This window comes from Saccharopolyspora sp. ASAGF58 (assembly GCF_012277335.1).
GTDB classification, from domain to species: Bacteria; Actinomycetota; Actinomycetes; order Mycobacteriales; family Pseudonocardiaceae; genus Saccharopolyspora; species Saccharopolyspora hattusasensis.
The window spans coordinates 5,690,070-5,717,066 of the sequence record NZ_CP040605.1 but is presented as its reverse complement, the minus strand read 5'-3'; the positions used below and the strand labels follow the sequence as shown (position 1 = coordinate 5,717,066).

Below are 26,997 nucleotides of genomic sequence, written 5' to 3'. Positions count from 1 at the left end.
ATCGCCACACCTCCACCGACGAACCGCCGGCTGCGACATTTGCATGAGGGCGCACGAGATCGCAGCAGCGAAAGGCCATCGCGGTACACGCCGGGGTGATCACGACTGCCGCTAGCAAGTGAGCGGAGACAGGACGACGATGGATGCCGCCAAGCTGAACGAGGGTGCACGCGAGCTGCTGGAACAACTCGCCGACCGGCTCCCGAAGCGTCGGCTGCCCTCGTACCGGGCGCTGGGCGAAGCGGGCGAGTCGACCTCGTTGCTCAACGAGATCTGCAAGATGCTGGTCAACCGCCACACCGAAGTGACACCTGCGGAGAAAGACACGTTGGCCCAGCTCCTCGGCATGGTGCCAACCGACGCCAGCGACTACGACTACATCAACAACCGCGATCAGACATTGGCTTCGCTCCAGGTTGCCGATCAACCACGAGTGGTCACCAACGTCGACCAGAACTGGCTCAACACTAAATCTCAGCAGCTGCTTGAGCGCTTCGCAGACCGGCTGTCACCACACGATCTCGAAAGCAACCGCACCCTGAGCTTCGCCGGGGAGCAAGCGATCATGCTCAACAATCTCTGCGCAGCCTGGTCAAGGATGAGATCTCGGTGACGCCGCATGAACAGCGGGCTCTCGCCGAGTTGCTGAACTGGTTCCGCCCGGCCACGGTCGCCGAACTCGAATACATCCGCGACCGTGAGAACACGCTTGCCTCGCTGAACCTCACCGACCAGCCCTGAGCGGTTTGACAGCAACCAGCCGTTAGCCCGCGCGAGGTAGGCGATGAACAGGACGTGCAAGACGGAGTCGGGTGCCCAGTTCGCCTGTGGCGCCGGATCGACGGCGAGCTCGGCAGGCGCTGGACGACGGGACGCATGACGCGGTCGTGGTGCTCCGGAGGTGCTTCGCCGCCCATCTCGGTTGACACTCCGGTCCAGTTCCGAATTCCCGACCGACGGAGTGGACCAGTGAGCCTAGACGACGCACGCGCGGTGGCCGACGCCGTTCTGTTCGAAGGATATCTGCTGTACCCGTACCGGGCTTCTGCGTTGAAGAACCGGATGCGCTGGCAGTTCGGCGTGCTGGCACCGCACGGCGAGGAATCCGAACCATCGTTCGCCCGCACGGAGTGCTTGCTCGTCGCGCAGCCGGGCGCGGAACTCGAAGTGCTGGTGCGCTGCCTGCAATTGCGCACTCGCAAGGCTGAACCCGATTGGGACGAAGGCGGCCTGCGCGAGATCGTTGCGACGGTCGAACTCGATCGACACGACGTCGCAGCGGATATCCCGTTCGAACTGCCGGGCGGCGAGAACGAGCGCGAACGCTGGCTGCCCCTGCGCGGGACGATCGGCATCCGCACGACTTCGATCGGGGGAGGTTTGCAGCGCCTAGCGGTCGTGGTCGAGAACCGGACGCAGCGGAACCCCCGTTCGCAGCGCGAAGGCATGCTGCGGAGCTCGCTGGTTTCGGCGCACACCGTGCTTGCGTTGCGCGGCGGGCATTTCATCTCGCTGCTGGATCCACCCGAAGGCGTTCGCGAGGCCGCGCAAGCGTGCCGCAACGAGCACACCTGGCCGGTGCTCGTCGGGGAGCAGGGGCGACGAGACGTGGTGTTGTCCGCGCCGATCATCCTCTACGACTACCCGGCGATCGCTCCGCAGAGCCCGGGAGATCTGTTCGATGCCACGGAGATCGACGAAATCCTCATGCTGCGCACGATGACGCTCACCGACGACGAGAAGCGCGAGGCCCGGGAAACCGATCCCAAGGCCGCGGAGATCATCGATCGCGCGGAGCGGCTCTCCGCGGAGCAGCTCTCCCGGTTGCACGGCACCATGCGCTACCCGGACGGCCGTCGATGACGGGACCGCGAATCCTGATCGCAGGGGTCGGAAACGTGTTCCTCGGCGACGACGGTTTCGGCGTCGCGGTCGCCGACCGGCTGGCCAGCGAACCACCGGAGGGCGCTCGGGTCGCGGACTTCGGAATCCGCGGCATGCACCTGGCGTACGAACTCATGGACCGGTACGACCTGCTGATCCTCGTCGACGCGGTGGCGCGCGGCGAGGAACCCGGAACCGTCTCGGTCATCGAACCCGACCTGGCGGCGATCGAGCCCGCCGCCGGCGTGGACAGCCACGGCATGAACCCGGATGCGGTCCTCGCCTGCTGCAAGGGCTTCGGCGTGCCGCTGGGCCGCGTCCTTGTCGTCGGGTGCGAACCCGCGGACTGCTCGTGCCGGTGGGGACTCACCGAACGGGTGGCCGAATCCGTCGGATCAGCCGAGAGAACTGTGCGGAACCTGGTCGCCGACGCGATCGACGCCGGAACCCGAACCAGCGGGTAGCGCATGATCCTGGTGCTGCGCCGGGCAGATGGACTTACGGTGGCGGCGGGCCTCGCCGCCACGGTCGGCCGTCAGGGGGAGCCGACGTTGCGAAGTGGTTGGCGGAAACCGGAGATCCGGAGTGGCATATGAGTGCTGTGTCGACGCCGTCGAACATAGACGAGGTCCACATCCTGTGGACCTCCGAGGGCATGAGCTGCGATGGCGACACCGTGTCGGTGACCAACGCGACGCTGCCCAGCATCGAGGACGTGGTGCTGGGCACGGTCCCGGGAATACCGAAGGTGCACCTGCACAACAAGGTGCTGGCCTACGAGACCGGCGCGGACTTCATGGCCGCGTTTCACCAGGCCGACCGCGACGAGCTTGGCCCGTTCATCCTGGTCGTGGAGGGCTCCATCCCCAACGAGCGGATCAACGGCGACGGTTACTGGACGTCCATGGGAAACGACCCCGAGACCGGGGAGCCGCGCACCCTCAACGAGTGGCTCGACCGGCTCGCGCCCAAGGCGTGGGCGGTGCTGGCGGCGGGCACCTGCGCGACCTACGGCGGCATCCACGCCATGGCCGGCAATCCGACTGGGTGCATGGGCCTGGCCGACTACCTCGGGGCGGACTTTCGCTCCGCCGGTGGGCTGCCGATCGTCAACGTGCCCGGCTGCCCGGTGCAACCGGACAACTTCATGGAGACCTTGCTGTGGTTGCTGCACCAGGCCGCCGGGCTGGCGCCGACCATCCCGCTGGACGAGCAACTGCGTCCGACGTGGCTGTTCGGCAAGACCGTCCACGAGGGCTGCGACCGCGCCGGCTACTACGAGCAGGCCGACTTCGCTCTCGACTACAACTCGCCGAAGTGCCAGGTGAAGATCGGCTGCTGGGGACCGGTGGTCAACTGCAACGTCACCAAACGAGGCTGGATGGACGGCATCGGCGGCTGCCCCAACGTGGGCGGGATCTGCATCGGCTGCACGATGCCGGGATTCCCGGACAAGTTCATGCCGTTCATGGATGAGCCGCCCGGCGGCAGCTTCTCGTCTGGCCTGCTGCGGGCGTACGGGCCGCTGGTCCGGACCTTGCGGAGCATCACCAACCACAGTGCGAACCGAGAACCGAAGTGGCGGCACAACCGGGCCGAACTGACCAGCGGCTTCCAGCCGCGGTAGCAGAGGTGGAGGTAGCAGCGGCATGAGCGCGCAACAGCGGAACCTCGTCGAGGTGGAGTTCGATCCGATCACCCGGATCATCGGCAATCTCGGCATCTACACCAAAGTGGACTTCGACAACAGCGAGGTCGTCGAGTGCCGCAGCACCTCATCGCTGTTCCGCGGGTACAGCGTGTTTATGAAGGGCAAGGACCCGCGCGACGCCCACTTCATCACCAGCCGGATCTGCGGGATCTGCGGGGACAACCACGCGGTGTGCTCGATCTACGCGCAGAACATGGCCTACGGAGTCAAGACCCCACCGCTGGGCGAGTGGATCATCAACCTCGGCGAGGCCGCGGAGTTCATGTTCGACCACACGATCTTCCAGGACAACATGGTCTTCGTCGACTACTGCGAGAAGATGGTGTCGGAGACCAACCCGTCGCTGCTCAAGCGGGCCGAGCAGACCGATGCGCCGCGCGGGAACGTCCACGGCCACCGCACGATCGCCGACATCATGCGGTCGTTCAACCCCTTCGAAGGCGAGACCTACAAGACCGCGCTGGAGATGTCGCGCGTGACGCGCGAGATGTGCTGCCTGATGGAAGGGCGGCACGTGCACCCGTCGACGCTTTACCCGGGCGGGGTCGGCACGGTCGCCACCCCGCAACTGTTCACCGACTACCAGGTGCGGCTGGTGCGGGTGCTGGACTTCATCAAGCGCGCGGTCGCGATGAACGACGACGTGTTCGACTTCTTCTACGAAGCCCTGCCCGGCTACGAGGAGGTCGGCCGGCGCCGCACCTTGCTTGGCTGTTGGGGGTGCTTCCAGGATCCCGAAGTGGTCGACTACGACTACCGGAACATGAGCGAGTGGGGACGCGCGATGTTCGTGACCCCGGGGATCGTGGTCGACAACGAACTGCTGACCACCGACCTGGTCGACATCAACCTGGGCATGCGCATCCTGCTGGGCAGCTCCTACTACGAGGACTGGGCGAACGAGCAGACGTTCGTGGACCGGGACCCGCTGGGGAACCCGGTCGACCAGCGCCACCCCTGGAACCAGACGACGGTCCCCCAGCCGCAGAAACGCGATCTCGACGGCGGGAAGTACAGCTGGGTGATGAGTCCACGCTGGTTCGACAAGCGTTCCGGCGACCACCTCGCGCTGGACACCGGCGGCGGTCCGATCGCGCGGCTGTGGGCCACCGCGCTCGCCGGGCGCGTCAACACGCCTTACGTGCGCTCCACGGGGCACAGCGTGCAGATCGACCTGGCCAAGGGGCAGTCGCTGCCGGACATGCAGCTGGAATGGCGCCCGCCGCAGTTCCCCAACACGTTGGAGCGCAACCGGGCGCGGATGTACTTCGTCGCCTACGCCGCCGGGATGGCGCAGTACTTCCTGGACCGCGCGCTGGCCGAAGTGCGGTCCGGCAACACCAAGGTGTTCGAGGACTTCAACGTGCCCGACGAGGCGATCGGCGTCGGCTTCCACGAAGCGGTCCGCGGCGTGCTGTCGCACCACTTGGTGATCCGGGACGGCAAGATCGCGAACTACCACCCGTACCCGCCGACGCCGTGGAACGCGAGCCCGCGCGACAGCTACGGCACACCCGGCCCGTACGAGGACGCCGTGCAGGGCCAACCGATCTTCGAGGAGAACGGGCGCGACGACTTCAAGGGCATCGACATCATGCGGACCGTGCGCAGCTTCGACCCGTGCCTGCCTTGCGGTGTGCACATGTACCTGGGTGGCGGGCGGGTGCTCGAACGAACGCACTCGCCGATGTTCGGCGCGGGCTCCTGACCATGCCTTGGGACGCCGAGCAGGTCCGCGACGAGATCGTGCGCGCCGAGACGTTGCTCTCCGACCTGGGGTCCGGGGTGGAACCGGTCGCGGGCACGCATGCGATCGAGGCCGTGCAGGCAGTCGTCGGTCTGTACGGGGAATGCCTGGCGCGGTTGCTGCGGCACATCGAGCAGGCCGGGCACCCCGAAGTCCTCGCCGACGTCGCCCGCGACGAACTGGTCTCACACCTGCTGCTGGTGCACGACCTGCATCCGGTCGGCATCGAGGGCCGGATCGGCACCGCGCTGGCCGAGGTGGAGGACGCTTTCGAACCCGGTTCCCTCGATCTGCTCGACGTGCAGGACGGCGTTGCCCGAATCCGCGTGGCGGTTCGCGGCTGCCAGTCCACGGCGGCGCGGATGCGCACCTCAGTAGAAGAGGCGGTGTTGGCGGCAGCACCGGAACTCGAAAGCGTGGAGATCGACGCCGCCGCGCCGCAGGGGTCCACCGTCATTCCCGTCGAGGACCTGTTCGCGACCGGGCGACTGGCCGGGGAGAGGTGAGCACGATGCCTTCGACGTTGCGGCAGCTCGCCCACCGCAGGCCCGCGCCGAGGGCCGGGCCCGCCGAGCGCTGCGATCTCTGCTCCGACGAGCTGCCCGACCAGCACAGCCACCTGCTCAACACCGCCACCCGCGCCCTGTCGTGCAGCTGTCCTGCGTGCAGCGTGCTGTTCGATCACCACGCCGCCGGCGGCGGGCACTACCGCCGCATCCGCTCACGACCGCGACCGCTACCCGAGTTCGTGCTCGACGACGTGGGGTGGGCCCAGTTCGGCATCCCAGTCGGGTTGGCGTTCTTCGTGCACAACGCCGAAAGTGATCGCGTCACCGCGTTCTACCCCAACCCGGTCGGCACCATGCGCGCCTCCGTCGATCCGGGCAGCTGGCGGTCGTTGGTCGAAGCGAACCCCGAGCTGCCCACGCTGGAAAGCGACGTCGAGGCGCTGTTGATCAATCGGCTCAGTAGTGGGCCGGTGGCGTGGCTGCTGCCGCTGGACGAGTGCTACCGGCTGGTTGCGCTCCTGCGCACGCATTGGCGTGGTTTCAGCGGCGGCGACGAGGTCTGGCGACAGGTCGCCGAGTTCTTCGCGAACCTGCACCAGGGCAGAGCCTGAGGAGGAAACGTGATCAAGGTCGGCAAACCACAAGTGCACCGCGACACTCCCGCGCACGTCCGGGGCGTTGAGCAGGGCAACCAGGTCGGGCACTACCAACGCCAGCCCGGACACCACCCGGATGGGACGTCGACGGCCCGCCGGTCCACCGGGATCGGCGCCGCGCGGCACAACCCCATCCTGTCGTCGATGCCAAACCTCTCGCCAGCATGACCGCGGGGTTGCCCAGCGCCATGCCGGAACTGGCCTTCGCCGTCACCGGGGCGGAACCGGTGCGCATGGCCGCAGTGCCCGCGCTGAGTTTCGAGCTCCACGTGCGTCGGGTCGGAGGCGGCTCCGTCCGGTCCATCAACCTCACCACGGCGATCCGCATCGCTGCGGCCCGCCGCCGCTACCGCGCCGCGGAGCAGGACGAGCTCGTGGAGCTCTTCGGCGTTCCCGAGCGGTGGGCGACCACGATGCGCCCGCTGCCCTGGGCGCGCCTGACCACCGTCGTCGGACCGTTCGACGACGACGTCGTGGTGCCGTTGCAGCTCGTCTGCACCGACGATGTCGAACTCGCGGTCGCCAAGTATTTCCACGCGGTGCGCGATGCCGCCGTGCCGCTGGATTTTCTGTTCAGCGGCACGATCTTCCACCTAGGTCCGGACGAGCGGTTGCGGACCGCGCAGATCGACTGGTCCCAGGACACGACCTTCGATCTGGCAGCGGGCCTGTGGCACGAGGCGCTCGGCGGAACCCGATGGGTGCGGATGTCCGAGGACAGCTTCTCGCGGCTGCACGACTACCGGCGTGCGCGGGCCCTCGGCACGTGGGACGAGACGATCAGCGCGCTGCTGGCGCGCACCGAACAGGACGTTTCGTGAGCCCGGGCGCGGATTCGGTACCGACCAGCGGAATGCGGGTGCGCCTGCGGCCAACACGTCGCGCCGACATCGTGGACATCGCTCTCGCGGGCAGGCTCGCCGAGGTCGAAGGCGTCGAGCACGGTGCGGACGGCCGGGTCTACGTGATCGTGTCGCTGCTCGGTGACACCGCGGTGGATCTCGGACCGATGAGCCAGCTCGGTCACCGGTTCTTCTTCTCCCCCGAAGAACTCGAACTGCTCCCCGGCGGAAGCGCGCGCCGGGTCCTGGTCGCGGGGGTCGGCGACATTTTCAGCTCCGGCGGAGGCCGAGCGCATCGGATCACCGAAGACCTGCGCAGGTCGGACCTTCCGCCAGGCGTGCGCGTCGCGAACTTCGGGATCCGGTGGCAGGATTTGCTTCGCTCGCTGGAGGATTGCGACGCCGCGGTTCTGCTGTGCGCCGGTGCTGCCGGCGAAGTCCGTTCGATCGAGATCGCAGATCTGCCGGGGTTCGCCCACTCGGGTGCGCAGCTTCAGCCCGCAGTGGCACACCGGTGCGTGCGGATCACCTCGGTCGGCTGCGGTGAAACCGGTGGCGCTGGTCCGGCTGGACGAGGACTGGCCATCGAGGCTGTCATGTCCGTTGTGGACGATCTATTGGCTGATCGAGCTTTCGAGGGAGGAACCGTCGATGAAAGATGACATCCATGTGCCGCGCAAGGCCGTCTACGCGGCACTCGGCGTGCTGTCCGCGGTCGCGGCGGTGGTTCTCGCGCTGCAGGTGCCCGCGATCACGAGGTACGTGAAAGCTTCTCGAATGTGATTGCAGGGCAAGCAGATCAAGTTGTGCGCCGCTCATGACGGACCTTAGCGTTGGTACGCCGCACGATCGCGAATGAGGATGTGACCCCGATGCCGTGGTCCGGACAAGCAGCTGCTCGTGCCGTCGACGAGATCTTCGAACGACGGGTGCCGCCGCTGCAGACTCTCGTCGGAGACGCCGAACGCGTCGCCCGCGCATGCCATGCGATGGCCACCCGGTTCCACGCGGGCGGCAAGCTCATCGTGTTCGGCAACGGCGGGCCGAGCACGGACGCCCAGCACGTGGCCGTCGAGTTCGTCCACCCGGTGATCGTGGGCAAAAAGGCGCTTCCGGCGATCTCGCTGACCGCGGACGTCGCGACGGTGACCGGGGTGGCCACCGGCGAAGGGCTGGACGAGGTGTTCGCCCACCAGGTCCGGCACCTGGCCGACCCGGAGGACATCGCCCTGGGCATCTCCACCGACGGCAACTGCGGGAACGTCCTGCGCGGCCTGGCCGTGGCCCGTGATCGAGGCCTGCTGACCGTCGGGCTGGCGGGCGGCGGCGGTGGGCGCATCGCCCGTGCGGGCCTCGACCACGTGCTGATCGCCGATGCGGTCGATCCGCGGGTCGTCAAGGAGGCGCACGTGACCATGTACCACGTGCTGTGGGAGCTCGTGCACGTGTTCTTCGAACACCCGGGCGCGTTGCAGCAGGGGGTGAGCGCATGACATCCGGAGATCCGGGGGAAACCTGCCGCGGCGATTCCTGCGTGACCTGTTCGGACGAGGCAACGGAAGTCCGGGTACTGCGGCTGCTGGGCGACGAACTCGCCGCCGTGGCCACCGATTCGGGTGAAGAAGTGGTCAGCGTCGCCCTGGTTCCGGCTCGTCCCGGTGACACGGTGCTGGTCCACGCCGGTGAGTCGATCGCGATCGTGGAGGAGTGACCGCCGTGAGTTCAGGTGCCGATGCTGTCGAGTCGCTGTACCCGTTCTTGTCGACATCGGACGGCGACGTCGATGCGGTGCTCGCCGAAGTGCGCCAGTCCACGCAGGACAAGGCGCGGGAGATCATGCAGTTGCGCGAGGCGGTCAAGCAGGGGTACCGCGACGAGATCGTCGCGTGTTCGTCGGCGATGGCCGAACGGTTCGCCCGCGGTGGGCGGCTGCTCACCTTCGGCAACGGCGGCAGCTCCACCGATGCGCAAGACCTTGCCAGCCTCTTCCTGAACCCGGGCGCTACCGCACCCGCGCTGCCCGCGATCGGGTTGACCAGCGATATCGCGGTGGTCACCGCCCTGTCCAACGACATCGGGTTCGACGTGGTGTTCGCCCGCCAGATCGGCGCCTTCGGCCGCCGCGACGACATTGCGGTGGGGCTGTCCACCAGCGGGAACTCGCCGAACCTGCTGCGGGCGTTCGAAGAAGCGGCGCGACGCGGATTGCTCACGATCGGGATAGCCGGCGACAAGGGCGGCCGGATGGCCGAGTGCGAGCACATCGACCGCCTTTTCGTGGTGCCGTCCGCCTCGGTGCACCGCATCCAGGAAGCGCAGACCACGCTCTACCACGCGCTGTGGGAGATGACCTTGCTGACGCTGCACGGGACAGGAGGAACGGCCGATGTGCCTCGCGATCCCCGGTGAAGTCCTCGAGATCCTGCCGGACCGCCCGGATCTGGCCAAGGTCGAAGTCAGCGGCGTCCGCCGCAACATCAACGTCAGCCTCCTCGGCAGACCACCCGAGCCGGGCGAGTGGATCCTGATCCACGTCGGATTCGCAATGTCCACAATAGACGAGACCGAAGCGCGTGCGGTGCTGGATTTCCTGGAGGGCTTGGGGCAGACCTACACCGACGAGATCGATGCGCTGCAGGACTCCCGCATCGAATGACTGATTCCGCTGCCCGCACCGCTATGCAAAAAGAGACTGGAAAACGCTCAAAGGGGGGCGGATGCGATTCGTCGACGAGTACCGGGACGCGGACAAGGCGCGGGCGCTGGCGGCCGAGATCGCCGCGCTCTGCGAGCCGGGCCGGCAGTACAAGTTCATGGAGGTCTGCGGCGGCCACACCCACACCATCTACAAGCACGGGATCGAGGACTACCTGCCGGCGAACGTCACCCTGGTGCACGGCCCCGGGTGTCCGGTGTGCGTGATCCCGATGGGCCGGGTCGACGACGCCATCCACATCGCCCGGCAACCGGACGTGCTCATGACCTCGTTCGGCGACATGATGCGGGTACCCGGCAGCAACGGGAACTTCTTCGATTCGAACGCCGAGGACACCAACATCCGCATGGTGTACTCGCCGCTGGACTCGCTGAAGCTCGCCCGGCAGAAACCGGACCGGCACGTTGTGTTCATGGCGATCGGGTTCGAGACCACTGCCCCGTCGACGGCGATGACCCTGCTGCGCGCCGAGCAGGAGGGCCTGGAGAACTTCTCCGTCTTCGGCAACCACGTGACGATCATCCCGGCGATCAAGGCGATCCTGGACTCCCCCGACCTGCGCCTGGACGGGTTCCTCGGGCCGGGGCACGTGTCGACGGTGATCGGCTGCCGGCCGTACGAGTTCATCGCCCGCGACTACGGCAAGCCCGTGGTGGTCTCGGGCTTCGAACCGCTGGACATCATGCAATCGATCTACCTGCTGCTCAAGCAGCTCGCGGAGAACCGCTGCGAGGTCGAGAACCAGTACGCCCGCGTGGTGCCGTGGCAGGGCAACACGACCGCGCTGGAAGCGATCGCCAAGACCATGGAGCTGCGGCCGTACTTCGAGTGGCGCGGGTTGGGTTTCATCTCGCACTCCGCGCTGCGGCTCCGCGAGGCGTACGCGCGGTTCGACGCCGAACGGCGCTTCGACCTGCCCGGGGTGCGGGTGGCCGACCCCAAGGCATGCCAGTGCGGCGAGGTGCTCAAGGGCGTCCTCAAACCGTGGGAGTGCAAGGTGTTCGGCACGGCCTGCACGCCGGAAACACCGATCGGCACCTGCATGGTCTCGCCGGAAGGAGCCTGCGCCGCGTACTACAACTTCGGCCGGTTCAGCCGGGAACGCGTCAGGGAGGCGAGCCGAACATGAGCGCGGAACCCCGAGCGGAGCTGACCGACGAGCAGCGCGACCCCGAGCAGCAAGTACTCGACCGGATCGAGAAGGCCCGCCGCCGCAAGCCGAAGGTGAAGGAGGAGCGGATCACCCTCGCCCACGGCTCCGGCGGGAAGGCGACGCAGACGCTCGTCGAGGCCGTGTTCCTGGAGGCGTTCCGCAACGAATTGCTGGAACCCCTGGAGGACGGTGCGGAGCTGGCGGTGGACGGAACCCGGCTGGCTTTCACCACGGATTCGTTCGTGGTGTCGCCGCTGTTCTTTCCCGGCGGGAACATCGGCGACCTGGCCGTCAACGGCACGGTAAACGACCTCGCCGTCTCCGGCGCGACACCGCAGTACCTGTCGGCCGGTTTCCTGATCGAGGAGGGCTTCCCGGTCGCCGACCTGACCCGCATCGTCGAATCGATGTCGAAGGCGGCGCAGGCGGCCGGGGTGCGGGTGGTAACCGGCGACACGAAGGTCGTGGAGAAGGGCAAGGCGGACGGCTGCTACATCAACACCTCGGGCGTCGGCGTCATGCGGACCGACCACCGGCTGGGCGTCAACACGGTCCGTCCGGGTGATGCCGTCCTGGTCTCGGGCCCGATCGGCGATCACGGGGTGACGGTGATGCTCGCCCGCGGCGAACTCGACATCGACTCCGACGTGGTCTCCGATACCGCGCCCGTCCACCAGCTCGTCGCCGACCTGCTCGCGGCGGTTCCGGACGTCCGGGCGCTCCGCGATGCGACGAGGGGCGGTGTTGCGACGATCCTCAACGAGATCGCCCGGGCCGCGCAGGTAGCAGTCGTCGTGGACGAAGCGGAGGTACCCGTGCGCACCGAAGTGCGGGGCGCCTCGGAGCTGCTGGGGATCGATCCGCTCTACGTGGCTTGCGAGGGACGCATCGTCGTAGTCGTCCCAGGTGCTCGGACCGAGGCAGCGCTGCAGGCGATGCGGGCGCATCCGCTGGGAGAACAGGCCGCGCTCATCGGACGCGTCGCGGACGACCCGCCGGGGCTGGTGCTGCTGAACACGACGTTCGGCGGCACCCGCATCGTCGATCTGCTGGTGGGCGACCCCCTCCCGCGGATCTGCTAGCCGTGCACGAGCTCGGCATCACCCAGAGCATCGTGGACGCCGTGCTGGACGCGGTCGAGGAGCCGGCCATCAAATGCGTGCATCTAGAGGTCGGGCGGCTCTCCGGCGTGGTGCCCGACGCGATCCGGTTCTGCTTCGAGCTGGTGGCGGACGGCACGCGACTGGCATCGGCCCGGTTGGACATCACCGAGCCGGCCGGTCGCGGCGAATGCCGTTCGTGCGGACTTGAAATCGACATGGACGACCTGATCACGCGCTGCGCGTGCGGCGGCGTCGACATAGCGGTGCTCGCCGGACAGGAACTGCGGATCAAGGCAGTGGAGGTGGGATAGATGTGCGGTACGTGCGGATGCGCCGACGAGGAATCGAAGACCATCGTCCTGGAGCAGCAGGTGCTGGCCAAGAACGACGGCCTCGCGGACGCGAACCGGAACTGGCTGCAGGCCAGGGGGATCGCGATGATCAACCTGATGAGCTCGCCCGGTTCCGGCAAGACGAGCCTGCTGGCCCGAACCGCGCGCGAGTTCGACGCTGCCCCGCTCGCGGCCGTCGAGGGTGACCAGGAGACCGGCCTCGACGCGGCTCGGCTGCGGGACAGCGGCTGCCCGGTGGTGCAGATCAACACCGGTACGGGCTGCCACCTGGACGCGACGATGGTGGCCGACGGACTGCGGGCGCTGCGGCCTCCGCACCATTCCGTGCTGTTCGTCGAGAACGTCGGGAACCTGGTGTGCCCGGCGCTGTTCGACCTAGGCGAGCAGGCCCGCGTCGTCCTCGCCTCGGTGACCGAGGGCGCGGACAAGCCGCTGAAGTACCCGCACATGTTCCGCGCGGCGGATCTGGTGCTGCTGAACAAGATCGACCTGCTGCCCCACGTAGACTTCGACGTGGCCGGCTTCATCGACGCCGCTTCGATGGCCAATCCCGGCGTCCGGGTGCAGCGCCTCTCGGTCACCACCGGCGAAGGCATCACCGAGTGGTACGACTGGCTCGGTGAACAGGCGCACGGTTATTGATAGGGAACTCAAGGGTGTGATCTTCGCTGGTCTGGCGGGATCGCTGGTGTGCGGGATGCGCGGAGGTTATCGCCTGAGGTGCAGGAGGATCTGCGGCGCAGGGTGGTCGCGGCGGTGCATGGTGGGATGAGGCAGGTCGAGGCGGCGCTGGTGTTCGCGGTAGCGCCGCAGTCGGTGTCCGGATGGGCGCAGGTGTGGCGGAAACAGGGTTCGAAGGGTCAAGCACGACCAGCTCGCCATTGCGGTGCCGGTTCGCCCGGCAGCCGACCTGATCGACCTACTCGCTTCGTGCGGCGTGAGTTGTCTCTACGAGGCGAAGCCAGGGCATTCCGATCGCGTCCGGGCGGCCTGAAGGTGTCATGTCGTTCTTCCTGAAGCGCAGGGCGGTCGGTGACCGGGCGCGTGGGGCATTCGCGCCCGGTCACCGGGGAAGGGCTGGTGCGGCGGAGGCCAGGGGAGGCGCCGCACCGGCCCGGCTTGGGGAGGTCAGGTCTCGTGAGTGATCCTTCCGGTAAGAACCGGAAGGATCACTCACGAGCGTTCAGACACACAGGTGGCGCCACCCGGTGGGCTCCTCCCGGGGCGCCGAGCTCGCCTGGGTCGGCTGGGGAGATCCCGGTGGTCTGGGGAGGTGTTCTTGTTCCGCCCGGTGTCTTCGGTGCGGGTTTCGGCTTCGATGCCGGCTATGAGGTGCCAGACCGTGTAGGCGGCTTCGCCGCCGCCTCCGGCGTGCTGGCCGGATCGAGAACGCGAGGGCTCTTGCGGGTAGCTGGGTGGAGAATATGGCGAAGATCAGCAGGGTGAACAGGACGAACGTGCTGAGCTGGATTCAGAACATCGGTGGTTCTCCTTCGGTGGGGCGAAGGGGTGCCAATTTCGCGAGAAATTGACGTTCACCCGGGTGACGGTCAATTTCTCGCGAAATTGCGCCCTCCTCGGGTGACCACAGGCGGGTGGTGAGGGTGTGTCGGCAGCGCATGTGTCGCCGCAGAGACCGATCCGCAGGCCTACGAGCGGGACCCCGAGGCCGTGCGCCGGCACAGCGCTCCGGCGACGGCGGCCTGCCCCAGGCTGATCCCCCCATCGTTGGCCGGGACCTGTGAATGCAGCAGGGTGCGGAACCCGCGTCGGTGCAGCATGGTCGTGACGCGCAGCAACAGCAGTGCGTTCTGGAAGACGCCGCCCGAGAGCGCCACCGCGGCGATCCCGGTGGATTCCCGCAGCCGGTCGCAGACATCCACCACCGCCGCTGCGAGTCCGTTGTGGAATCGTGCGGCGATCACCGGTACCGGGGTCGCGGCCCGAAGGTCGGTCACGACCGCACGCACCAGGTCCGCGCCGCGCACCCGCAGCACGGGCCCGCCGCTGATCGACACCGGGTAACCGCCGGTTTCGGCGCTGTCGGCCAGCTGTTCGAGCTCGATGGCGGCTTGTCCTTCGTAGTTGATCGCGTCCCGCACCCCGAGGATCGCCGCCACGGCGTCGAACAGCCGCCCGGCGCTGGAGGTCGGCGGCGCGTGCCGGCGCTGCCGCAGCAATGCGGCGACTTCGGTCCAATTCGGGTTGCGCCGCAACACGTCGAGGTCCGCGGACAGGCGATCGACCTCCGCCAGGTAGGAGACGGCGGTCCGCCACGGCTGCTTGATCGCGGTTGTCCCGCCCGGCAGCGGCACCGGGTCCAGGTGTCCCAGCCGCCGGAAGCGGGCCAGGTCGGCGACCAGGAACTCCCCTCCCCAGATCGAGCCGTCGGTGCCGTACCCGGTCCCGTCGAACGCCACCCCGATCACCGGGCCAGTTTCGCCATTGTCCGCCAGGCATGACGCGATGTGCGCGTGGTGGTGCTGCACGCCCACCAGCTCGACGCCGTCGAGCTCCGCGGCGAACTTCGTCGACAGGTACTCGGGGTGCAGGTCGTGGGCCACGACCTGCGGTTCGACGTCGAAGAGCCGTCGGAAATGCGCGATCCCGCCGGTGAAGGACCGCAGCGTCTCGTAGTTCTCCAGATCGCCGATGTGGTGGGAGACGAACACGTGCTCGCCCTTGGCAACCGCGAAGGTGTTCTTCAGCTCGGCTCCGCAAGCCAGCACCGGCTGCGGGAACGGCCACGGCAACGTCAGCGGTTCCGGTACGTAGCCGCGAGAACGCCGGATCGGCATCTCGCGTCCGCTGACAACGCGGACCACGGAATCATCGGTGCGCATGTGGATGGGCCGGTCGTGCATCAGGAACGCATCGGCGATTTCGCCCAGCCGCTCCAGCGCGTCGTCGTCGCGGTAGGCGATCGGCTCGTCGGAGACGTTCGCGCTGGTGAGCACGATCGGCCGGGGAAACCCGCGGAGCAGCAGGTGGTGCAGCGGGGTGTACGGGAGCATGAGGCCCAGTTGACGAGTACCGGGCGCGATGCTCGGTGCGACCGCGGCGCCGGGCAGCCGGTCGAGCAGCACGATCGGCCGGCGACGCGACATGAGCAGCGCTTCTTCGAGGTCATCGATCGCGCACAGCGACCGTGCCTGCTCCACCGACGCCACCATGATCGCGAATGGCTTGTCCTCGCGGTGCTTCCTCTTGCGCAACGTAGCCGCCGCATCGTCATCGGTGGCGTCCACGGCCACGTGGTAACCGCCCAGTCCCTTCACGGCCAGCACCTCGCCGCGCGCCAGGGCCGCCACCGCTTCCGCCAGGGGATCGCCTCGGCGGGCCACGCCGCCACGATCGGTCAGCCGCAGCCGCGGACCGCAGTCCGGGCAGCACACCGGCTGGGCGTGGAAGCGGCGGTTCGCCGGATCGCGGTACTCGGCTTCGCACTTGGCGCACAAGGCGAATTCCGACATCGTCGTGTTCGGCCGGTCGTACGGCACATCCCGGACGATGGTGAAGCGCGGCCCGCAGTTTGTGCAGTTGGTGAACGGATAGCCGAACCGCCGGTCACCGGGGTCGGCGATCTCGTCGGAGCAGTCGGCGCAGGTAGCGCTGTCGCTGGAGACGAGGGTCGCCCGCGGTCCGGCAGCGTCGCTGTCGACGACGCGGAATCCCTCTTCAGCCACCGTCTCGGCGTCGGTGGCGGAGACCCGGGCGACCGCCGCCAGCGGCGGAGCCTGTTCTTGGAGCAGGGCCAGGAATCGCTGGACGACCGAATCCGCGCCCTCCACCTCGATGAACACGCCGTGCACGTCGTTGCCGACATGCCCGGCCAGCCCCAGGCGGGTCGCCAACGAATAGACGAAGGGGCGGAAACCGACGCCCTGCACGATTCCCTCGACCCGAATCCGCTTCCGGACCAACTCACCCACCGACCCAGTCTCCGGCGAGTCGGTTGCCGGTGCATCCGCTATCCGATCCGGTCGAACGCGCGGCTCTAATCCCGGTTCACCCGGCGCGGGAACGAAACCGCATCAAGCCGCGGAAGCGGTTTCGACCACGAGGGCGATCGGCGTCGCCCCGGGAACGGCAGGGTGACCGATCTGCTCACCTGGCGCGCAGGACCGCGACCGGGCAAGGCGCCCGGTTCACCACGGCGTGGCTGACCGAACCGAGCAGGCTCCGGCGAATGCGGCCCCGGCCGTGACTCCCGACCACCAGCAGCCCTGCCCCGCGCGCCTCGCGCAACAAGGCCTGCGCGGGTTTTTCCGGCGTGATCGTGCGCCGCACGTCGACGTCGGGGTACTGCTCGCCCCAGCCGGCCAGGGATTCGGCGACCGCTTCCTCGGCTTCGCCCCGCACCTCGCTCCACGGCAGCTCCCACTGCTTGACCCGGGCGAAGGGGTCCAGCGGCAGGTCGCTCCAGGCGTGCACGGCCACCAGGTCGCAGCCGTGCCGGGAGGCGAAGTCGTAGGCGAAGCCGATGGCCAGCTTGCTGGCGGACGACCCGTCGACACCGACCACCACAGGTGCCGTCCCCGGCTCCTCGACGCTGCCGCGGACCACCACGACCGGGGCGCCGGTGCGTCGCGTCAGCAGCTCCGCAGAGGTCGAGCCGAGGACCCCCATCTCCACCTCGATCCGCGGCCCACCGAGCACCAGTACCTCCGCGTCCTCGGCAATCTCGCTGAGCACCTCGGCCGGGTCCCCGAACGGCAGGTGGCTGCGCACCTCCAGCTCCGGGTCGAGCTCCCGGCAGGCCTCACCCAGCACGTCGAGCTCGCGCCGCAGGATCTGCTGCAGCGGTTCGAGCACACCGTCCTCGCCCGGCACCTCGATCGTGGTGTGCGCGTCGAACGGCCACGTGAGCACGTGCACCAGCAACAAGGGCCGGCGCCGATCGGACGCCTCGCGCGCCGCCCAGCGAACCGCCCGGCGGGACGGCTCCGACAAATCGAATCCCACGATGACCGCCTTGCGCGCTGTCGCCGCCACCCGAAACGCCTCCCCCTGCCATCGGTCGGTCGATGCTTTACATGGTGGATCGGACCTCGACGCGCGGCACTCGATCAGGGCACATCACTGGCGGTCTCCCAGGCCGCTATGAGGCCGTCGGACCCTCGTCCACGCTAAGCCGACGAGCCGCAGCGACGGCATCGAACGACGGTGGATTCGCGCATCAGGTCGGGTATCCGAGAAGTGTTGCTAGTCCGACCACGGTCTAGGCGGTGTGGAGAACCGGAGTCCGCATGGCCACCACGAACATCGATCCCCGTCGCTACCACGCGGTGCTGTTCGACGTGGACGGGATGATCGCCGACGCCGCCTCGGCGAGCGCGGGGCTGTTCGACGACGCGGTCCCGTTGGTCGCCGCGTTGCGCAGCCGAGGCGTCCGGACCGCGGTCATCTCCGCCAGCCGCAATTGCACCCAGGTCCTGGAACAGGCCGGAGCAGGACAGCTATTCGACGTCCGGGTGGACGGTGTGCTCGCCGATGAGCTGGGGTTGCCCGGCAAGCCCGATCCCGCGGTGTTCCTCGAAGCCGCGCGTCGGCTCGACACGCCGCCCTGGGCGTCCGTGGTCGTCGAAGACGCCCAGGGCGGGCTGGAGGCCGCCAGAACGGGTGGTTTCGGCCTCATCATCGGGGTTGCCCGGACCGGCCCGCCGAGCCGGCTGCTGGAGGCCGGGGCCGACGTGGTCGTACCGGCGCTCACCGACGTTTCCGTCGCGGCGTCCAGCGAGCGGCGGCTGTCCGAGGTCCCCGACGGCCTCGGCCGCTGGGGCGAGATCGCCGACCGCCTCCGAGGTCACCGACCTGTGGTTCTGCTGGACTTCGACGGCACTCTCGCGCCGATCCGGAGCGACCCGACCAAGGTCACCATGCCGGTGAAGACGCGGGAGGTCCTGCAGCGGCTCGTCCAGCGCTGCCCGGTGGCGATCCTCAGCGGCCGGGACCTGCAGGACGTGCGCAGCAGGATCCGCATCGACGGCCTGTGGTGCGCGGGAAGCCACGGATTCGAGCTGGCCGGCCCGGGCGACGTGTCGATCGCACTGCCGGCCGGTGAGTCCGCGCTGCCCGATCTCGAGGAGGCCGAACGGCGGCTGTCCGATGAGCTGGAACTCGTCGCAGGCGCCCGGGTCGACCGGAAGCACTTCGCCCTCGCGGTGCACTACCGCAATGTCGCGCCGGACGCCGTCGACCAAGTGATATCCACCGTGGACAGCGTCGGTGGCGCTTTCCCCGCGCTTCGCACGGCGCACGGCCGGCGAGTGGTCGAGTTGCTGCCGGACATCGACTGGAACAAGGGCCGGGCGCTGCGGTGGCTCTTGGACCGAATGGGCCTCTCGGGGCCCGACGTCGTTCCCGTCTTCGCCGGAGACAACTACACCGACGAAGACGCGCTGCGCGAGGTCCACGACGACGGGATCGGAATCGTGGTGCGCAGCGCAGAACACGGCGATCGCCTGACCTGGGCCCACTACTCCGTCGACGCCCCGCTTTCGCTGACCGCGTTGCTCGCCCGCTTCGCGTCGTCACCGGGGAGCGCATGAACCCGTGGCAACTCGACTTCCGCGACTTCGACCCGGACGACGAAGGTCGCCGGGAAGCCTTGTGCACCTTGGGAAACGGGTACTTCGCCACCCGAGGAGCAGCGCCGGAGTCCCGCGCCGACGGGGTGCACTACCCCGGCACCTACGTCGCGGGCTGCTACGACCGGCTCACCACGACCATCGCGGGAAGGGAGGTGGAGAACGAGTCGCTGGTCAACATGCCGAACTGGCTGCCGCTGAGCTTCCGCATCGACGAAGGCGCGTGGTTCGACCCGGTGCAGGTAGAGCTGCTCGACCACGAGCAGGAACTCGACCTCGAACGCGGCATCCTGGTCCGCCGGTTGCGCTTCCGCGACGAGCGGGCGCATACGACCAGGGTCGTGCAGCGCAGGTTCGTGCACATGTCCCGGCCGCACCTCGCCGGACTGGAAACCACCCTCGTCGCCGAAGACTGGTCGGGCCCGATGACGTTCCGCTGCGGCATCGACGGCCGGGTGACCAACTGCGGTGTCCAGCGCTACCGAGACCTCGCCGGAAGGCACCTCGTCGACCACCAGTCCTTCGAAGTCGCGCCGAACATCGCCGTCCTGCACGCTCGAACGTCCCAGTCCCGCATCCGCGTCGCCGAAGCCGCGCGGTTCCGGGTGTTCGTGGCGGGTGAGCTCGTTGACCCCGGCCCTTCCCTGGTCCGGCAGGACGACCTGATCGCCCACGACATCGCGCTGGACGTCGAGCAGAACGCCGAAGTGCGGGTGGAGAAGATCGTCTCGCTGCACACCTCGCTGGACCGCGCCAGCACCGAACCGGTCACCGAGGCCGTCGACGACGTGCGCGATGCCGCCGGGTTCGACGATCTGGCCCGATCGCACAGCCTGGCGTGGACGCACCTGCACCACTCATTCTACTGTGGACTATCGATGAGCGAGCCCGCGCAACAGGCGGTGCACCTGCACCTGTTCCACCTGCTTCAGACCACCTCGCCGAACACCGTTGACCTCGACGCCGGTATCCCCGCCCGCGGATTGCACGGCGAGGCCTACCGCGGCCACATCTTCTGGGACGAGCTGTTCGTGCTGCCGACCCTCGACCTGCGCCTCCCGCAGCTGGCCCGCGCCCTGCTGCTGTACCGCTACCGCCGGCTGCAACAGGCGCGGAAAGCCGCCCGCGACGCGGGCTTCGCCGGCGCGATGTTCCCCTGGCAAAGCGGCAGCAACGGCCGCGAGGAAACCCAACGCCTGCACCTCAACCCCCGCTCGGGCCGCTGGCTGCCCGACCACACGCACCTGCAGCGGCACATCGGGCTCGCCATCGCCCACAACGTCTGGCACTACCACCGAGCCAGCGGGGACGAGGAGTTCTTCGCCGACTTCGGCGCGGAGATGATCCTGGAGATAGCCCGGTTCTTCGCCTCTCTCACCCAGTACGACCGCAGCCGGGACCGCTACGTCATCCGCGGCGTCGTCGGCCCGGACGAGTACCACACCGCATACCCCGGGCGGGACCGGCCGGGAATCGACAACAACGCCTACACCAACATCATGACCGCCTGGCTGTGCCGCACCGCCGTGCACGTCCTCCGCGAACTGCCCGGCCAGCGGCGCGGAGAACTCATCGACGCGCTGGAGATCCGCCACGCCGAGATCGACCGCTGGAAGCGGATCTCGCAACGCATGTTCGTCCCGTTCCACGGCGACGGCATCATCAGCCAGTTCGACGGCTACGACCGGCTCGCCGAACTCGACTGGGACGCCTACCGGCAGCGCTACGGCGACATCCAGCGCCTGGACCGCATCCTGGAGGCTGAGAACGACGACCCGAACCGCTACCAGGCGTCCAAGCAGGCGGACGTGCTGATGCTGTTCTACCTGCTGTCAGCGGAAGAACTCGGGGAGATCCTGGGCAGGCTCGGCTACCCGATGCCCAGCATTCCCGACAACATCGAGTACTACCTCAAGCGCACCAGCCACGGATCCACCCTCAGCGCCGTCGTGCACGCCTGGGTGCTGTCCCGCAGCCGGCGGCACCGAGCACTGGAGTTCTTCGACGACGTGCTGGCCAGCGACGTCCACGACACCCAGCACGGCACCACCGCCGAAGGCATCCACCTCGCCGCCATGGCAGGCAGCATCGACCTCCTGCAACGCTGCTTCGCCGGTATCGAAATCCGCGACGGCGCACTGCACCTCAACCCGCTGTGGCCGAGCGAACTGGGGCCGCTGGAACTCTCCATCCGCTACCAGGGACAGCCGGTCACCATCAAGGTCACCGGCCGCACCGCCACCATCCGCACCAGCCCGGGAAGGAAACGAGCCCCCATCACCTGCACCTGCGGCACCCGCACGGTCTGCCTGGGCCCAGGCGAAACCGCCCGCTTCTCGCTGGAACACCCCGTCCGCGGCGCGGACCCGACGAGTTTCGCCTGATCCTGGCGGTCTGGCGGAACAACGCAGGCTATGAACCGTCCACCATCGCGGAGGAAACGGCAGTGCGACGAGAACATGTAGGCCCTTCGGCCGTAGTCCGTCGAGCCGATCGCTGGTGCACTCGCACCACGGACGTCGTCCGCTCGCCGAGTCGCCATTGCCGGAGTCACCATGAGCGCGAACGAGAACGCCGGGAACTTAGCTCGACGCCGATTCCTGAAGCTCTCCGGCGCCGCCGGAGCCGCCGCGGTTCTGGTCGGTTCCGCTGCGGCGGCCGGGACGAACCTGCCCGCGGCCGCCGCCCAGACCGACCCGTGCGGCGCCTACGGCGACACCGGAATCAAACTCTGGGACCACGCCAAGGCATGCGGGGAAGCCCAGCGCGACCCCACGCACCACCCTATGCCCAGCTACTGCAAGGGCACGAACGCGTACGACGTCGTGCTCGACGGTGCGGACCCACCTGGAACCCACAACTTCTTGCTAGTTCCCACGAGCCGCCTCAAGGGCATCGAGTGTTCGAAGATCAGATTCGGGAGAAACTTCTGGCAAGACGCGTGGGATCAAGCTCAGCCAGGTGGAGTCGCCCCGGTGACCTACAGCGGCGGCCAAATCGGCCTGGGTGTCAACGCGGCCCAGGACACGGCCGGCAAACCCGTTCGAGACCAGGACCAACTGCACATCCACATGGCCGGCATCTCGACGAAGGTGCTCGACCAGCTGAACAAGGCGGGCATCAAGAACGATGTGAACGGCTGGGCGGCATCGCGCGTGAAACTCGAGTTCAACGGCGACACGCGTTACTACCGAGCGCTCCAGGTCACGAACTTGAACCAGAACCTCTTCGCGCTCATGTTCGACAACGTTGCGCGCCCGACACGCGAAGACATCGCGATCCAGATGATGATCGTGACGCAAAGCCCACACGGATTCTACGTGCTGACCAGCAATTCCGGCTTGACCGGCGCCGAACACGGAATCGGCGGGACGAGCAGTTGCGACCGCTTGCTCGTGTACACCTGATCGCGACGGTGGTGGCATGGCCCGCATCTCAAGACCGCTTCTGCTGGTGGCCGGGGGAATCTTCGTTCGCAGCTGGTGACGCGGTTGATCCCCGGTGCGGTGTTGCAGAGGTTGCTGCGGGGAACGACCCCGCGGAGGAGGAATCCCCTGCGAGCGAAGACCAGAATGCGCAGACCGGAATGGGGACGACGATGCCGAGCACCGGCCGAACACTTCCCTCATCGCGCTGCGATTCCCGTCGCGGCGCTACTACTCGCGGCGCTGGCCGGATGCGGAGGCGCACCGACCACCGGTGTGGTGGACCCACATCCACGGCATGGGCGACCCCGCGCACCTCGCCCAGGTCGTGCGCGCAGCGCTGGACGCCACCGCGATCCCACCCGCTGCCGCTGCACCGGCTCAGCAGCCCGCGATCGATTTGGACACTGCCGGGATCGACAATGCCTTGGGACGAAGGGGAAGCGCTGACGGCGGTATTTACAGGTTCACCATCGCCCGCAACGACGCCGCCCAGGACAGCGGGCACGTCGTCCCGCCGGGCACCGGGGTCAACACCGCGCTGAACTTCCAGCCCGTGGGCGGCGGTAGGGCCGCGATCAACGGTGACTTCGTCGTGACCGCTCCCGAAGTCCAGAACGTGATCCAGGCGCTTCGCAGGGGCGAAATCACGTGGTCGAACTGCACAACCAACAGCCTGACCGACGAGCCCCGGCTGTTCTACATGCATTTCTGGGCCGTCGACAACGCCGTGGCACTCGCCAAAGCACTGCGGACGGCAGTCGACGCCACCAACGCCAAGCCGGCACAGTAGGCCACTGCGGCGAAGGTGGTCCGATTCGCCGGGGCGCCCAACTGTTCGGGGAGCTGGGTAAAGATGGCGCTCCCTCAGGCGAAGACCGGCTGTTCCAGGGCGGCCACCCGGGTGTCCCGGCAGTGCAACCCGGGTCGCGTAGCCGTCGAGGTGCCCGAGTTCCGAGGTGGGCCGTGCGTGTTTTTCGGTGCTATAGCGCCTGAAACCGCTCACGGAACTCATGCTGGCGGCTGGCGGCGTCGCCAATGTGAAGAGGCCGTTCGCTTCACAGCGGCTGGCGAGGCAGAGCCGGGTCACTCCCGATGGGAGGCGCCGATTTCGCGCGAAATCGGCGAGGGCCCTGGGGGGAAGGCGCCGATTTCGCGCGAAATCGACCGGTGGCGGAATCGTGCCCCGGCGCGGCCCACACCACCCGCACGGTGTCGTGATCCACCACGACCGTCAGATAGCGGTGATGGCGTTTGTAGGGGATCTCGTCGATGCCGATACGCCGCAGGCCGGCGAACCGGTCAACCTGGGTTTCGGCCTCGGCCGACACCCGGGCCAACGATCGCCCCCACGGTGCGCCAGGCGATCCGCATCGGCTCGCCCACGCCGTTCTCCGTCCCCTCGGTTCCTCACTCTGGACAAGCCAGAAACCTAGACGAAGCAACGGCGTGCCCCCGTCTCCGGGCCCAAAACCCAGCTCACACCACCCACGGATCAGTCACAAGAGCCGTAAGAATGTGTCGTTTCGGGTTGGTATGGTTGCAGCGAAGGAACTTGGCAGGCTGGCGATAGCCAAGCCAGTCTGTCGGGAACCTGGTTTGCAAACATGGTTGGGTGGCGGCGAGTTGCGTCGTGACAGCCCGATGGAAAGCCAGTGTAAGACCAGCATGATGCTGGCGGCGGGTATCGCCACGGGAAGACCAGCGCCGGACGGGCGCTGGCCAACGTCGGCACCGTAAGGTGTCGGCTCGCGGAACGTTCTTACACGTTGCGTTTACGGGAGGCTGCAATGCGAGCAGCTGCTCACGGCGCCCCCCGGCGGCGCGCACGTTGGACGCCGTCGTCGACCGGGGTCTTCGTCGCGGCGTTGGCGGTAGCACTGGCCGCGGCCTGTTCACCGCCGCCGACGACTGTTGCCCTGCCGCTGCGTGCCGTGGGCGAGGTGGAGCTACCCGGGAGCAGCTCGCGATTCGACTACGCCAGCCTGGATCCGGAACGCGGACTGCTCTTCGCGGCGCATCCCGGAGCCGGTGAGGTCGTCGAGGTCGACGTTCGCGCGCACCGCGTGGTGCGTGTGATCCCGAACGTGCCGCAAGTGCACGGTGTGCTCGTCGTTCCCGCGCTTCACCGGGTGTACGCCACGGCAACCGGCAGCAACGCGATGGTCACGATCGACGAGGAAACCGGTCAGGTGATCAACCAGACCCCGACCGGCGCGTACCCCGACGGCTTGGCGTTCGACCCGCGCCGAAACGCCGTGTGGACCACCGACGAACGCGGTGGTTCGGAGACCGTCATCGACGCCTCCAGCGGCACCGCACGAGGCACCGTCGCTCTGGGCGGGGAGGTCGGCAACGTCGCATACGACCCGGTCGCAGATCAGATGCTGGTGGACGTCCAAGCCCACGACGAGCTGGCCATCATCGACCCCACCAAGCTCACCGTCACCAGAACGATCCCGCTGCACGGCTGCGACCACGACCACGGACTGGCGCTGGCCCCACCCCAACGACTGGCGTTCGCAGCCTGCGACGGCAACGACGAGCTGCTGACCGTCGACATCGACACCGGAGCGGTCACCGCGACCGCACCGGTCGGCCACCAACCCGACGTCCTCGCCTACGACCCGAGCGCGCAGCGGCTGTACGTGGCAGCCGAAAGCGGCTGGCTGACGGTGCTGGACCAGCACGACCACGAGCTGGCGGTGAGGGGCTCCAGCCATCTCGCCGACGACGCGCACGTGGTCACCGTGGACCCCACCACACACCGCAGCTATTATCCCGTGCCCAGCGGAACGAGCGGCCACCCGGCCCTGCTGGAACGAGAACCCGTCGGCTGACCAGGACATCGCGGTGCGCCGCTGCGGCGGTGCTACGCAGCTTCCCGTGCAAGGGTCATTCGCCTTCTGTTGCGGTATCGGCGTGGCGCCGCAGTTCGGCCTCCACGGTGGTAGCCTTCGCCCCCTGCTCACCAGGAGTCGGTTTCCTGATGTTCGCTTGCTGCTGCGGTCCCTCGGCCGGTTCGGAGGAATGTTCCCGTGGTGTCTGCTTTTCCTGCGTCATGACATCCGCCTCCGGACATGATGCGACGATCGGATGACGGAGCATCCGTCCCCTCCTCATTCCCCCGTGGCCGGTACGGCAAACATCGGAGATCGCGGGCCTGATCGCAGTCCTGTGTTTCTTCGCCCAGAAGGGCTACGCGATCTACGACGACGTCAACGACCGCAAGCTCCCCGGACTTCTACGACCACTAGGGCGTACCTGCGCACACACGCCACGCACATGCAGAAGGGGCACGGCCGCGGAGAGGGCCTGGGAAGCCCCCATCCGCGCCCGTGATCTCGACACCGGACCGCTACACCGCCGATGGGCCTTGCGGGTGCGGGATGCAGATCGCCTGTCCGATCTGGATGACGTTCGGGTTGGCGATGTGGTTGTAGTACGCCAGGAGCTGCCACCTCACGTGGTTCTGCTCGCCGATCTCGGAGAGCGTGTCCCCATCCTGCACGGTGTAGGTCTTGCACACGTTCCCGTTCTTCGAAAGGCGCAGAACTTGGCCGGGGAAGATGAGGTTCGCGTTCTCTATGTTGTTGATGCGCTGGAGTTCCTGCCAAGGGACGTGGAACCATTCGCCGATCTCGGAGAGCGTGTCGCCCTTCTGCACCGTGTAAGTGTTGCAGTTCGTCATTGCTCAGCCTCCTCGTGGTCAGCTGCGCGCTCGGCGCACAGACATCCCGTGTCCATATAAGGCGCCGCCCGCGTGCTGTGGCAATGAGCAGCGGGATCCATTGAGGATCCATCCGCCCACGAACATCACCGGTACGCCGCGCGAGCCGGGCATTGCTCAGCGTGTTAGCAACGGTTTGGCCGCATCGATGCTTTTCCGCACGTCGTTCAGGAATTTCTCGTCGTTGCCGGCCAACGGCCTGCCGCCATCGGCGAGGCCTCGCTGCAGCAACTCCATGTAGTTGTAGGCCTCGGCGAGCTGAAGGAACGCGTCATCCGCCATGCGGCCCGCCAAGGCCGACCAGTAGACCGACCACGACTGAGCCCAAGCCTTGTCATTCCAGCCCAACGGCCATTCCCGGGTTTCCAGGGCTACGACCACCGCAGTGCGCGCGTCTTTGAGCTGGGACCGCACGAGCTTGCTCGCCGCTCGGGCAGCGTTGCACTCCCTGCGCAGGTCGAGCACGAAATCGACGAGGCCGGTCAAGAACCCGCCGACGATGACCCCCACGAGTCCGAAGATCGCCGCAGTCAACGTGATCCACCCCTTCGAGGGTGAGCACCGACCGGTTGGCTCTG

Annotated in this window: 30 protein-coding genes and 1 pseudogene; 25 read left to right on the top strand and 6 right to left on the bottom strand. The window is 67.7% G+C overall.

Translation table 11 applies throughout. The features are described from left to right. Positions 1–139 precede the first annotated feature (139 nt). The 20 genes from FDZ84_RS26715 (at position 140) to hypB (ending at position 13,316) form a co-directional block, all read left to right on the top strand. Positions 140–613, top strand: coding sequence for a hypothetical protein (locus tag FDZ84_RS26715; protein WP_168588119.1), 474 nt, complete (start codon positions 140–142; stop codon positions 611–613). Further along, entirely contained in the window at positions 610–741 is a 132-nt protein-coding gene (locus FDZ84_RS40140) for a hypothetical protein (protein ID WP_256413575.1), read from the top strand. The genes FDZ84_RS26715 and FDZ84_RS40140 overlap by 4 nt, the downstream gene beginning before the upstream one ends. Positions 742–969: 228 nt before the next feature. Then, a complete protein-coding gene (locus tag FDZ84_RS26710; RefSeq protein ID WP_168588118.1) occupies positions 970–1,863 on the top strand; it encodes a hypothetical protein in 894 nt (297 codons plus the stop codon). Continuing rightward, complete coding sequence (locus FDZ84_RS26705) at positions 1,860–2,348, top strand: hydrogenase maturation protease (RefSeq protein ID WP_168588117.1); 489 nt, start codon at positions 1,860–1,862, stop codon at positions 2,346–2,348. The genes FDZ84_RS26710 and FDZ84_RS26705 overlap by 4 nt, the downstream gene beginning before the upstream one ends. A 128-nt stretch (positions 2,349–2,476) precedes the next feature. Continuing rightward, positions 2,477–3,511, top strand: coding sequence for a hydrogenase expression protein HypE (locus FDZ84_RS26700; protein WP_168588116.1), 1,035 nt, complete (start codon positions 2,477–2,479; stop codon positions 3,509–3,511). 22 nt (positions 3,512–3,533) lie between these two features. Next, positions 3,534–5,303, top strand: a complete 1,770-nt coding sequence (locus tag FDZ84_RS26695) for a nickel-dependent hydrogenase large subunit (RefSeq protein ID WP_168588115.1) — start codon at positions 3,534–3,536, stop codon at positions 5,301–5,303. A gap of 2 nt (positions 5,304–5,305) precedes the next feature. Further along, positions 5,306–5,848, top strand: a complete 543-nt coding sequence (locus FDZ84_RS26690; RefSeq protein WP_168588114.1) for a NifU family protein — start codon at positions 5,306–5,308, stop codon at positions 5,846–5,848. A gap of 5 nt (positions 5,849–5,853) precedes the next feature. Next, entirely contained in the window at positions 5,854–6,462 is a 609-nt protein-coding gene (locus FDZ84_RS26685; protein WP_168588113.1) for a DUF5947 family protein, read from the top strand. Between the two features lie 9 nt (positions 6,463–6,471). Beyond that, complete coding sequence (locus FDZ84_RS26680; RefSeq protein WP_168588112.1) at positions 6,472–6,675, top strand: hypothetical protein; 204 nt, start codon at positions 6,472–6,474, stop codon at positions 6,673–6,675. Beyond that, positions 6,672–7,328, top strand: a complete 657-nt coding sequence (locus tag FDZ84_RS26675) for a DUF6084 family protein (RefSeq protein WP_246868447.1) — start codon at positions 6,672–6,674, stop codon at positions 7,326–7,328. The genes FDZ84_RS26680 and FDZ84_RS26675 overlap by 4 nt, the downstream gene beginning before the upstream one ends. Next, positions 7,325–8,011, top strand: a complete 687-nt coding sequence (locus FDZ84_RS26670; RefSeq protein ID WP_168588111.1) for a hypothetical protein — start codon at positions 7,325–7,327, stop codon at positions 8,009–8,011. Before FDZ84_RS26675 ends, FDZ84_RS26670 begins: the two co-directional genes overlap by 4 nt. Then, complete coding sequence (locus tag FDZ84_RS40135) at positions 8,001–8,132, top strand: hypothetical protein (protein ID WP_256413574.1); 132 nt, start codon at positions 8,001–8,003, stop codon at positions 8,130–8,132. Before FDZ84_RS26670 ends, FDZ84_RS40135 begins: the two co-directional genes overlap by 11 nt. A gap of 89 nt (positions 8,133–8,221) precedes the next feature. Beyond that, positions 8,222–8,842, top strand: coding sequence for an SIS domain-containing protein (locus tag FDZ84_RS26665; RefSeq protein WP_168588110.1), 621 nt, complete (start codon positions 8,222–8,224; stop codon positions 8,840–8,842). Then, complete coding sequence (locus tag FDZ84_RS26660) at positions 8,839–9,060, top strand: HypC/HybG/HupF family hydrogenase formation chaperone (protein WP_168588109.1); 222 nt, start codon at positions 8,839–8,841, stop codon at positions 9,058–9,060. The genes FDZ84_RS26665 and FDZ84_RS26660 overlap by 4 nt, the downstream gene beginning before the upstream one ends. After that, positions 9,057–9,758, top strand: coding sequence for an SIS domain-containing protein (locus FDZ84_RS26655; RefSeq protein ID WP_168588108.1), 702 nt, complete (start codon positions 9,057–9,059; stop codon positions 9,756–9,758). Before FDZ84_RS26660 ends, FDZ84_RS26655 begins: the two co-directional genes overlap by 4 nt. Further along, positions 9,736–10,005 carry a HypC/HybG/HupF family hydrogenase formation chaperone gene (locus tag FDZ84_RS26650; protein WP_168588107.1) on the top strand — a complete coding sequence of 90 codons (270 nt, stop codon included), beginning with the start codon at positions 9,736–9,738 and terminating at the stop codon, positions 10,003–10,005. The genes FDZ84_RS26655 and FDZ84_RS26650 overlap by 23 nt, the downstream gene beginning before the upstream one ends. Positions 10,006–10,066: 61 nt before the next feature. After that, a complete protein-coding gene (hypD, locus tag FDZ84_RS26645) occupies positions 10,067–11,194 on the top strand; it encodes a hydrogenase formation protein HypD (protein WP_168588106.1) in 1,128 nt (375 codons plus the stop codon). Continuing rightward, positions 11,191–12,300 carry a hydrogenase expression/formation protein HypE gene (hypE, locus tag FDZ84_RS26640; RefSeq protein ID WP_246868446.1) on the top strand — a complete coding sequence of 370 codons (1,110 nt, stop codon included), beginning with the start codon at positions 11,191–11,193 and terminating at the stop codon, positions 12,298–12,300. The genes hypD and hypE overlap by 4 nt, the downstream gene beginning before the upstream one ends. 2 nt (positions 12,301–12,302) lie before the next feature. After that, a complete protein-coding gene (locus FDZ84_RS26635; RefSeq protein WP_168588105.1) occupies positions 12,303–12,632 on the top strand; it encodes a hydrogenase maturation nickel metallochaperone HypA in 330 nt (109 codons plus the stop codon). After that, on the top strand, positions 12,633–13,316 hold the full coding sequence (gene hypB / locus FDZ84_RS26630) for a hydrogenase nickel incorporation protein HypB (RefSeq protein WP_168588104.1): 684 nt from the start codon (positions 12,633–12,635) through the stop codon (positions 13,314–13,316). A gap of 1,007 nt (positions 13,317–14,323) precedes the next feature. Here the strand turns inward: hypB and hypF are convergent. Both hypF and FDZ84_RS26620 read right to left on the bottom strand, forming a co-directional pair. Next, on the bottom strand, positions 14,324–16,606 hold the full coding sequence (gene hypF / locus FDZ84_RS26625; RefSeq protein ID WP_168588103.1) for a carbamoyltransferase HypF: 2,283 nt from the start codon (positions 16,604–16,606) through the stop codon (positions 14,324–14,326). Between the two features lie 175 nt (positions 16,607–16,781). After that, positions 16,782–17,669 (bottom strand): universal stress protein, encoded by an 888-nt coding sequence (locus FDZ84_RS26620; protein ID WP_168588102.1) that lies wholly within the window; start codon positions 17,667–17,669, stop codon positions 16,782–16,784. A gap of 254 nt (positions 17,670–17,923) precedes the next feature. Here FDZ84_RS26620 and otsB point away from each other — a divergent pair, with 254 nt between their 5' ends. From otsB to FDZ84_RS26600, 4 genes are all read left to right on the top strand, one after another. Next, positions 17,924–19,225, top strand: coding sequence for a trehalose-phosphatase (otsB, locus tag FDZ84_RS26615; RefSeq protein ID WP_168588101.1), 1,302 nt, complete (start codon positions 17,924–17,926; stop codon positions 19,223–19,225). Next, complete coding sequence (locus tag FDZ84_RS26610; protein WP_168588100.1) at positions 19,222–21,648, top strand: glycoside hydrolase family 65 protein; 2,427 nt, start codon at positions 19,222–19,224, stop codon at positions 21,646–21,648. The genes otsB and FDZ84_RS26610 overlap by 4 nt, the downstream gene beginning before the upstream one ends. Positions 21,649–21,819: 171 nt before the next feature. After that, the gene (locus FDZ84_RS26605) at positions 21,820–22,671 is read left to right on the top strand and encodes a CDP-diacylglycerol diphosphatase (protein ID WP_168588099.1); all 852 of its coding nucleotides are present in this window, start codon (positions 21,820–21,822) and stop codon (positions 22,669–22,671) included. A gap of 292 nt (positions 22,672–22,963) precedes the next feature. Further along, positions 22,964–23,482 (top strand): LppY/LpqO family protein, encoded by a 519-nt coding sequence (locus FDZ84_RS26600; RefSeq protein ID WP_246868445.1) that lies wholly within the window; start codon positions 22,964–22,966, stop codon positions 23,480–23,482. Between the two features lie 376 nt (positions 23,483–23,858). Here FDZ84_RS26600 and FDZ84_RS26595 read toward each other — a convergent pair. After that, positions 23,859–24,075 (bottom strand): annotated as a pseudogene (locus FDZ84_RS26595) (transposase); the annotation flags it as partial. Positions 24,076–24,479: 404 nt separating this feature from the next. On the opposite strand from FDZ84_RS26595, the gene FDZ84_RS26590 reads away from it, so the two are divergent. Then, the gene (locus FDZ84_RS26590; RefSeq protein WP_246868444.1) at positions 24,480–25,529 is read left to right on the top strand and encodes a YncE family protein; all 1,050 of its coding nucleotides are present in this window, start codon (positions 24,480–24,482) and stop codon (positions 25,527–25,529) included. Between the two features lie 55 nt (positions 25,530–25,584). Here FDZ84_RS26590 and FDZ84_RS26585 read toward each other — a convergent pair whose 3' ends face one another. The 3 genes from FDZ84_RS26585 to FDZ84_RS26575 form a co-directional block, all read right to left on the bottom strand. Beyond that, a complete protein-coding gene (locus FDZ84_RS26585) occupies positions 25,585–25,752 on the bottom strand; it encodes a hypothetical protein (RefSeq protein ID WP_168588098.1) in 168 nt (55 codons plus the stop codon). 295 nt (positions 25,753–26,047) lie between these two features. After that, the gene (locus FDZ84_RS26580) at positions 26,048–26,380 is read right to left on the bottom strand and encodes a LysM domain-containing protein (protein WP_246868443.1); all 333 of its coding nucleotides are present in this window, start codon (positions 26,378–26,380) and stop codon (positions 26,048–26,050) included. A 156-nt stretch (positions 26,381–26,536) separates the two neighbouring features. After that, entirely contained in the window at positions 26,537–26,953 is a 417-nt protein-coding gene (locus FDZ84_RS26575; RefSeq protein ID WP_168588097.1) for a hypothetical protein, read from the bottom strand. Positions 26,954–26,997 lie beyond the last annotated feature (44 nt).

What these genes read in the sequence shown, in the direction of transcription:
- FDZ84_RS26715 (WP_168588119.1), top strand. Translation starts at nt 140, where the DNA reads ATGGATGCCGCCAAGCTGAACGAGGGTGCACGCGAGCTGCTGGAACAA.
- FDZ84_RS26610 (WP_168588100.1), top strand. Translation starts at nt 19,222, where the DNA reads ATGAACCCGTGGCAACTCGACTTCCGCGACTTCGACCCGGACGACGAA.
- FDZ84_RS26705 (WP_168588117.1), top strand. Translation starts at nt 1,860, where the DNA reads ATGACGGGACCGCGAATCCTGATCGCAGGGGTCGGAAACGTGTTCCTC.
- FDZ84_RS26675 (WP_246868447.1), top strand. Translation starts at nt 6,672, where the DNA reads ATGACCGCGGGGTTGCCCAGCGCCATGCCGGAACTGGCCTTCGCCGTC.
- FDZ84_RS26695 (WP_168588115.1), top strand. Translation starts at nt 3,534, where the DNA reads ATGAGCGCGCAACAGCGGAACCTCGTCGAGGTGGAGTTCGATCCGATC.
- FDZ84_RS26690 (WP_168588114.1), top strand. Translation starts at nt 5,306, where the DNA reads ATGCCTTGGGACGCCGAGCAGGTCCGCGACGAGATCGTGCGCGCCGAG.
- FDZ84_RS26650 (WP_168588107.1), top strand. Translation starts at nt 9,736, where the DNA reads ATGTGCCTCGCGATCCCCGGTGAAGTCCTCGAGATCCTGCCGGACCGC.
- otsB (WP_168588101.1), top strand. Translation starts at nt 17,924, where the DNA reads ATGGCCACCACGAACATCGATCCCCGTCGCTACCACGCGGTGCTGTTC.
- FDZ84_RS26605 (WP_168588099.1), top strand. Translation starts at nt 21,820, where the DNA reads ATGAGCGCGAACGAGAACGCCGGGAACTTAGCTCGACGCCGATTCCTG.
- hypE (WP_246868446.1), top strand. Translation starts at nt 11,191, where the DNA reads ATGAGCGCGGAACCCCGAGCGGAGCTGACCGACGAGCAGCGCGACCCC.
- hypD (WP_168588106.1), top strand. Translation starts at nt 10,067, where the DNA reads ATGCGATTCGTCGACGAGTACCGGGACGCGGACAAGGCGCGGGCGCTG.
- FDZ84_RS26660 (WP_168588109.1), top strand. Translation starts at nt 8,839, where the DNA reads ATGACATCCGGAGATCCGGGGGAAACCTGCCGCGGCGATTCCTGCGTG.
- FDZ84_RS26685 (WP_168588113.1), top strand. Translation starts at nt 5,854, where the DNA reads ATGCCTTCGACGTTGCGGCAGCTCGCCCACCGCAGGCCCGCGCCGAGG.
- FDZ84_RS26700 (WP_168588116.1), top strand. Translation starts at nt 2,477, where the DNA reads ATGAGTGCTGTGTCGACGCCGTCGAACATAGACGAGGTCCACATCCTG.
- hypB (WP_168588104.1), top strand. Translation starts at nt 12,633, where the DNA reads ATGTGCGGTACGTGCGGATGCGCCGACGAGGAATCGAAGACCATCGTC.
- FDZ84_RS26580 (WP_246868443.1), bottom strand. Translation starts at nt 26,380, where the DNA reads ATGACGAACTGCAACACTTACACGGTGCAGAAGGGCGACACGCTCTCC.
- FDZ84_RS26585 (WP_168588098.1), bottom strand. Translation starts at nt 25,752, where the DNA reads ATGACGCAGGAAAAGCAGACACCACGGGAACATTCCTCCGAACCGGCC.
- FDZ84_RS26590 (WP_246868444.1), top strand. Translation starts at nt 24,480, where the DNA reads ATGCGAGCAGCTGCTCACGGCGCCCCCCGGCGGCGCGCACGTTGGACG.
- FDZ84_RS26665 (WP_168588110.1), top strand. Translation starts at nt 8,222, where the DNA reads ATGCCGTGGTCCGGACAAGCAGCTGCTCGTGCCGTCGACGAGATCTTC.
- FDZ84_RS40135 (WP_256413574.1), top strand. Translation starts at nt 8,001, where the DNA reads ATGAAAGATGACATCCATGTGCCGCGCAAGGCCGTCTACGCGGCACTC.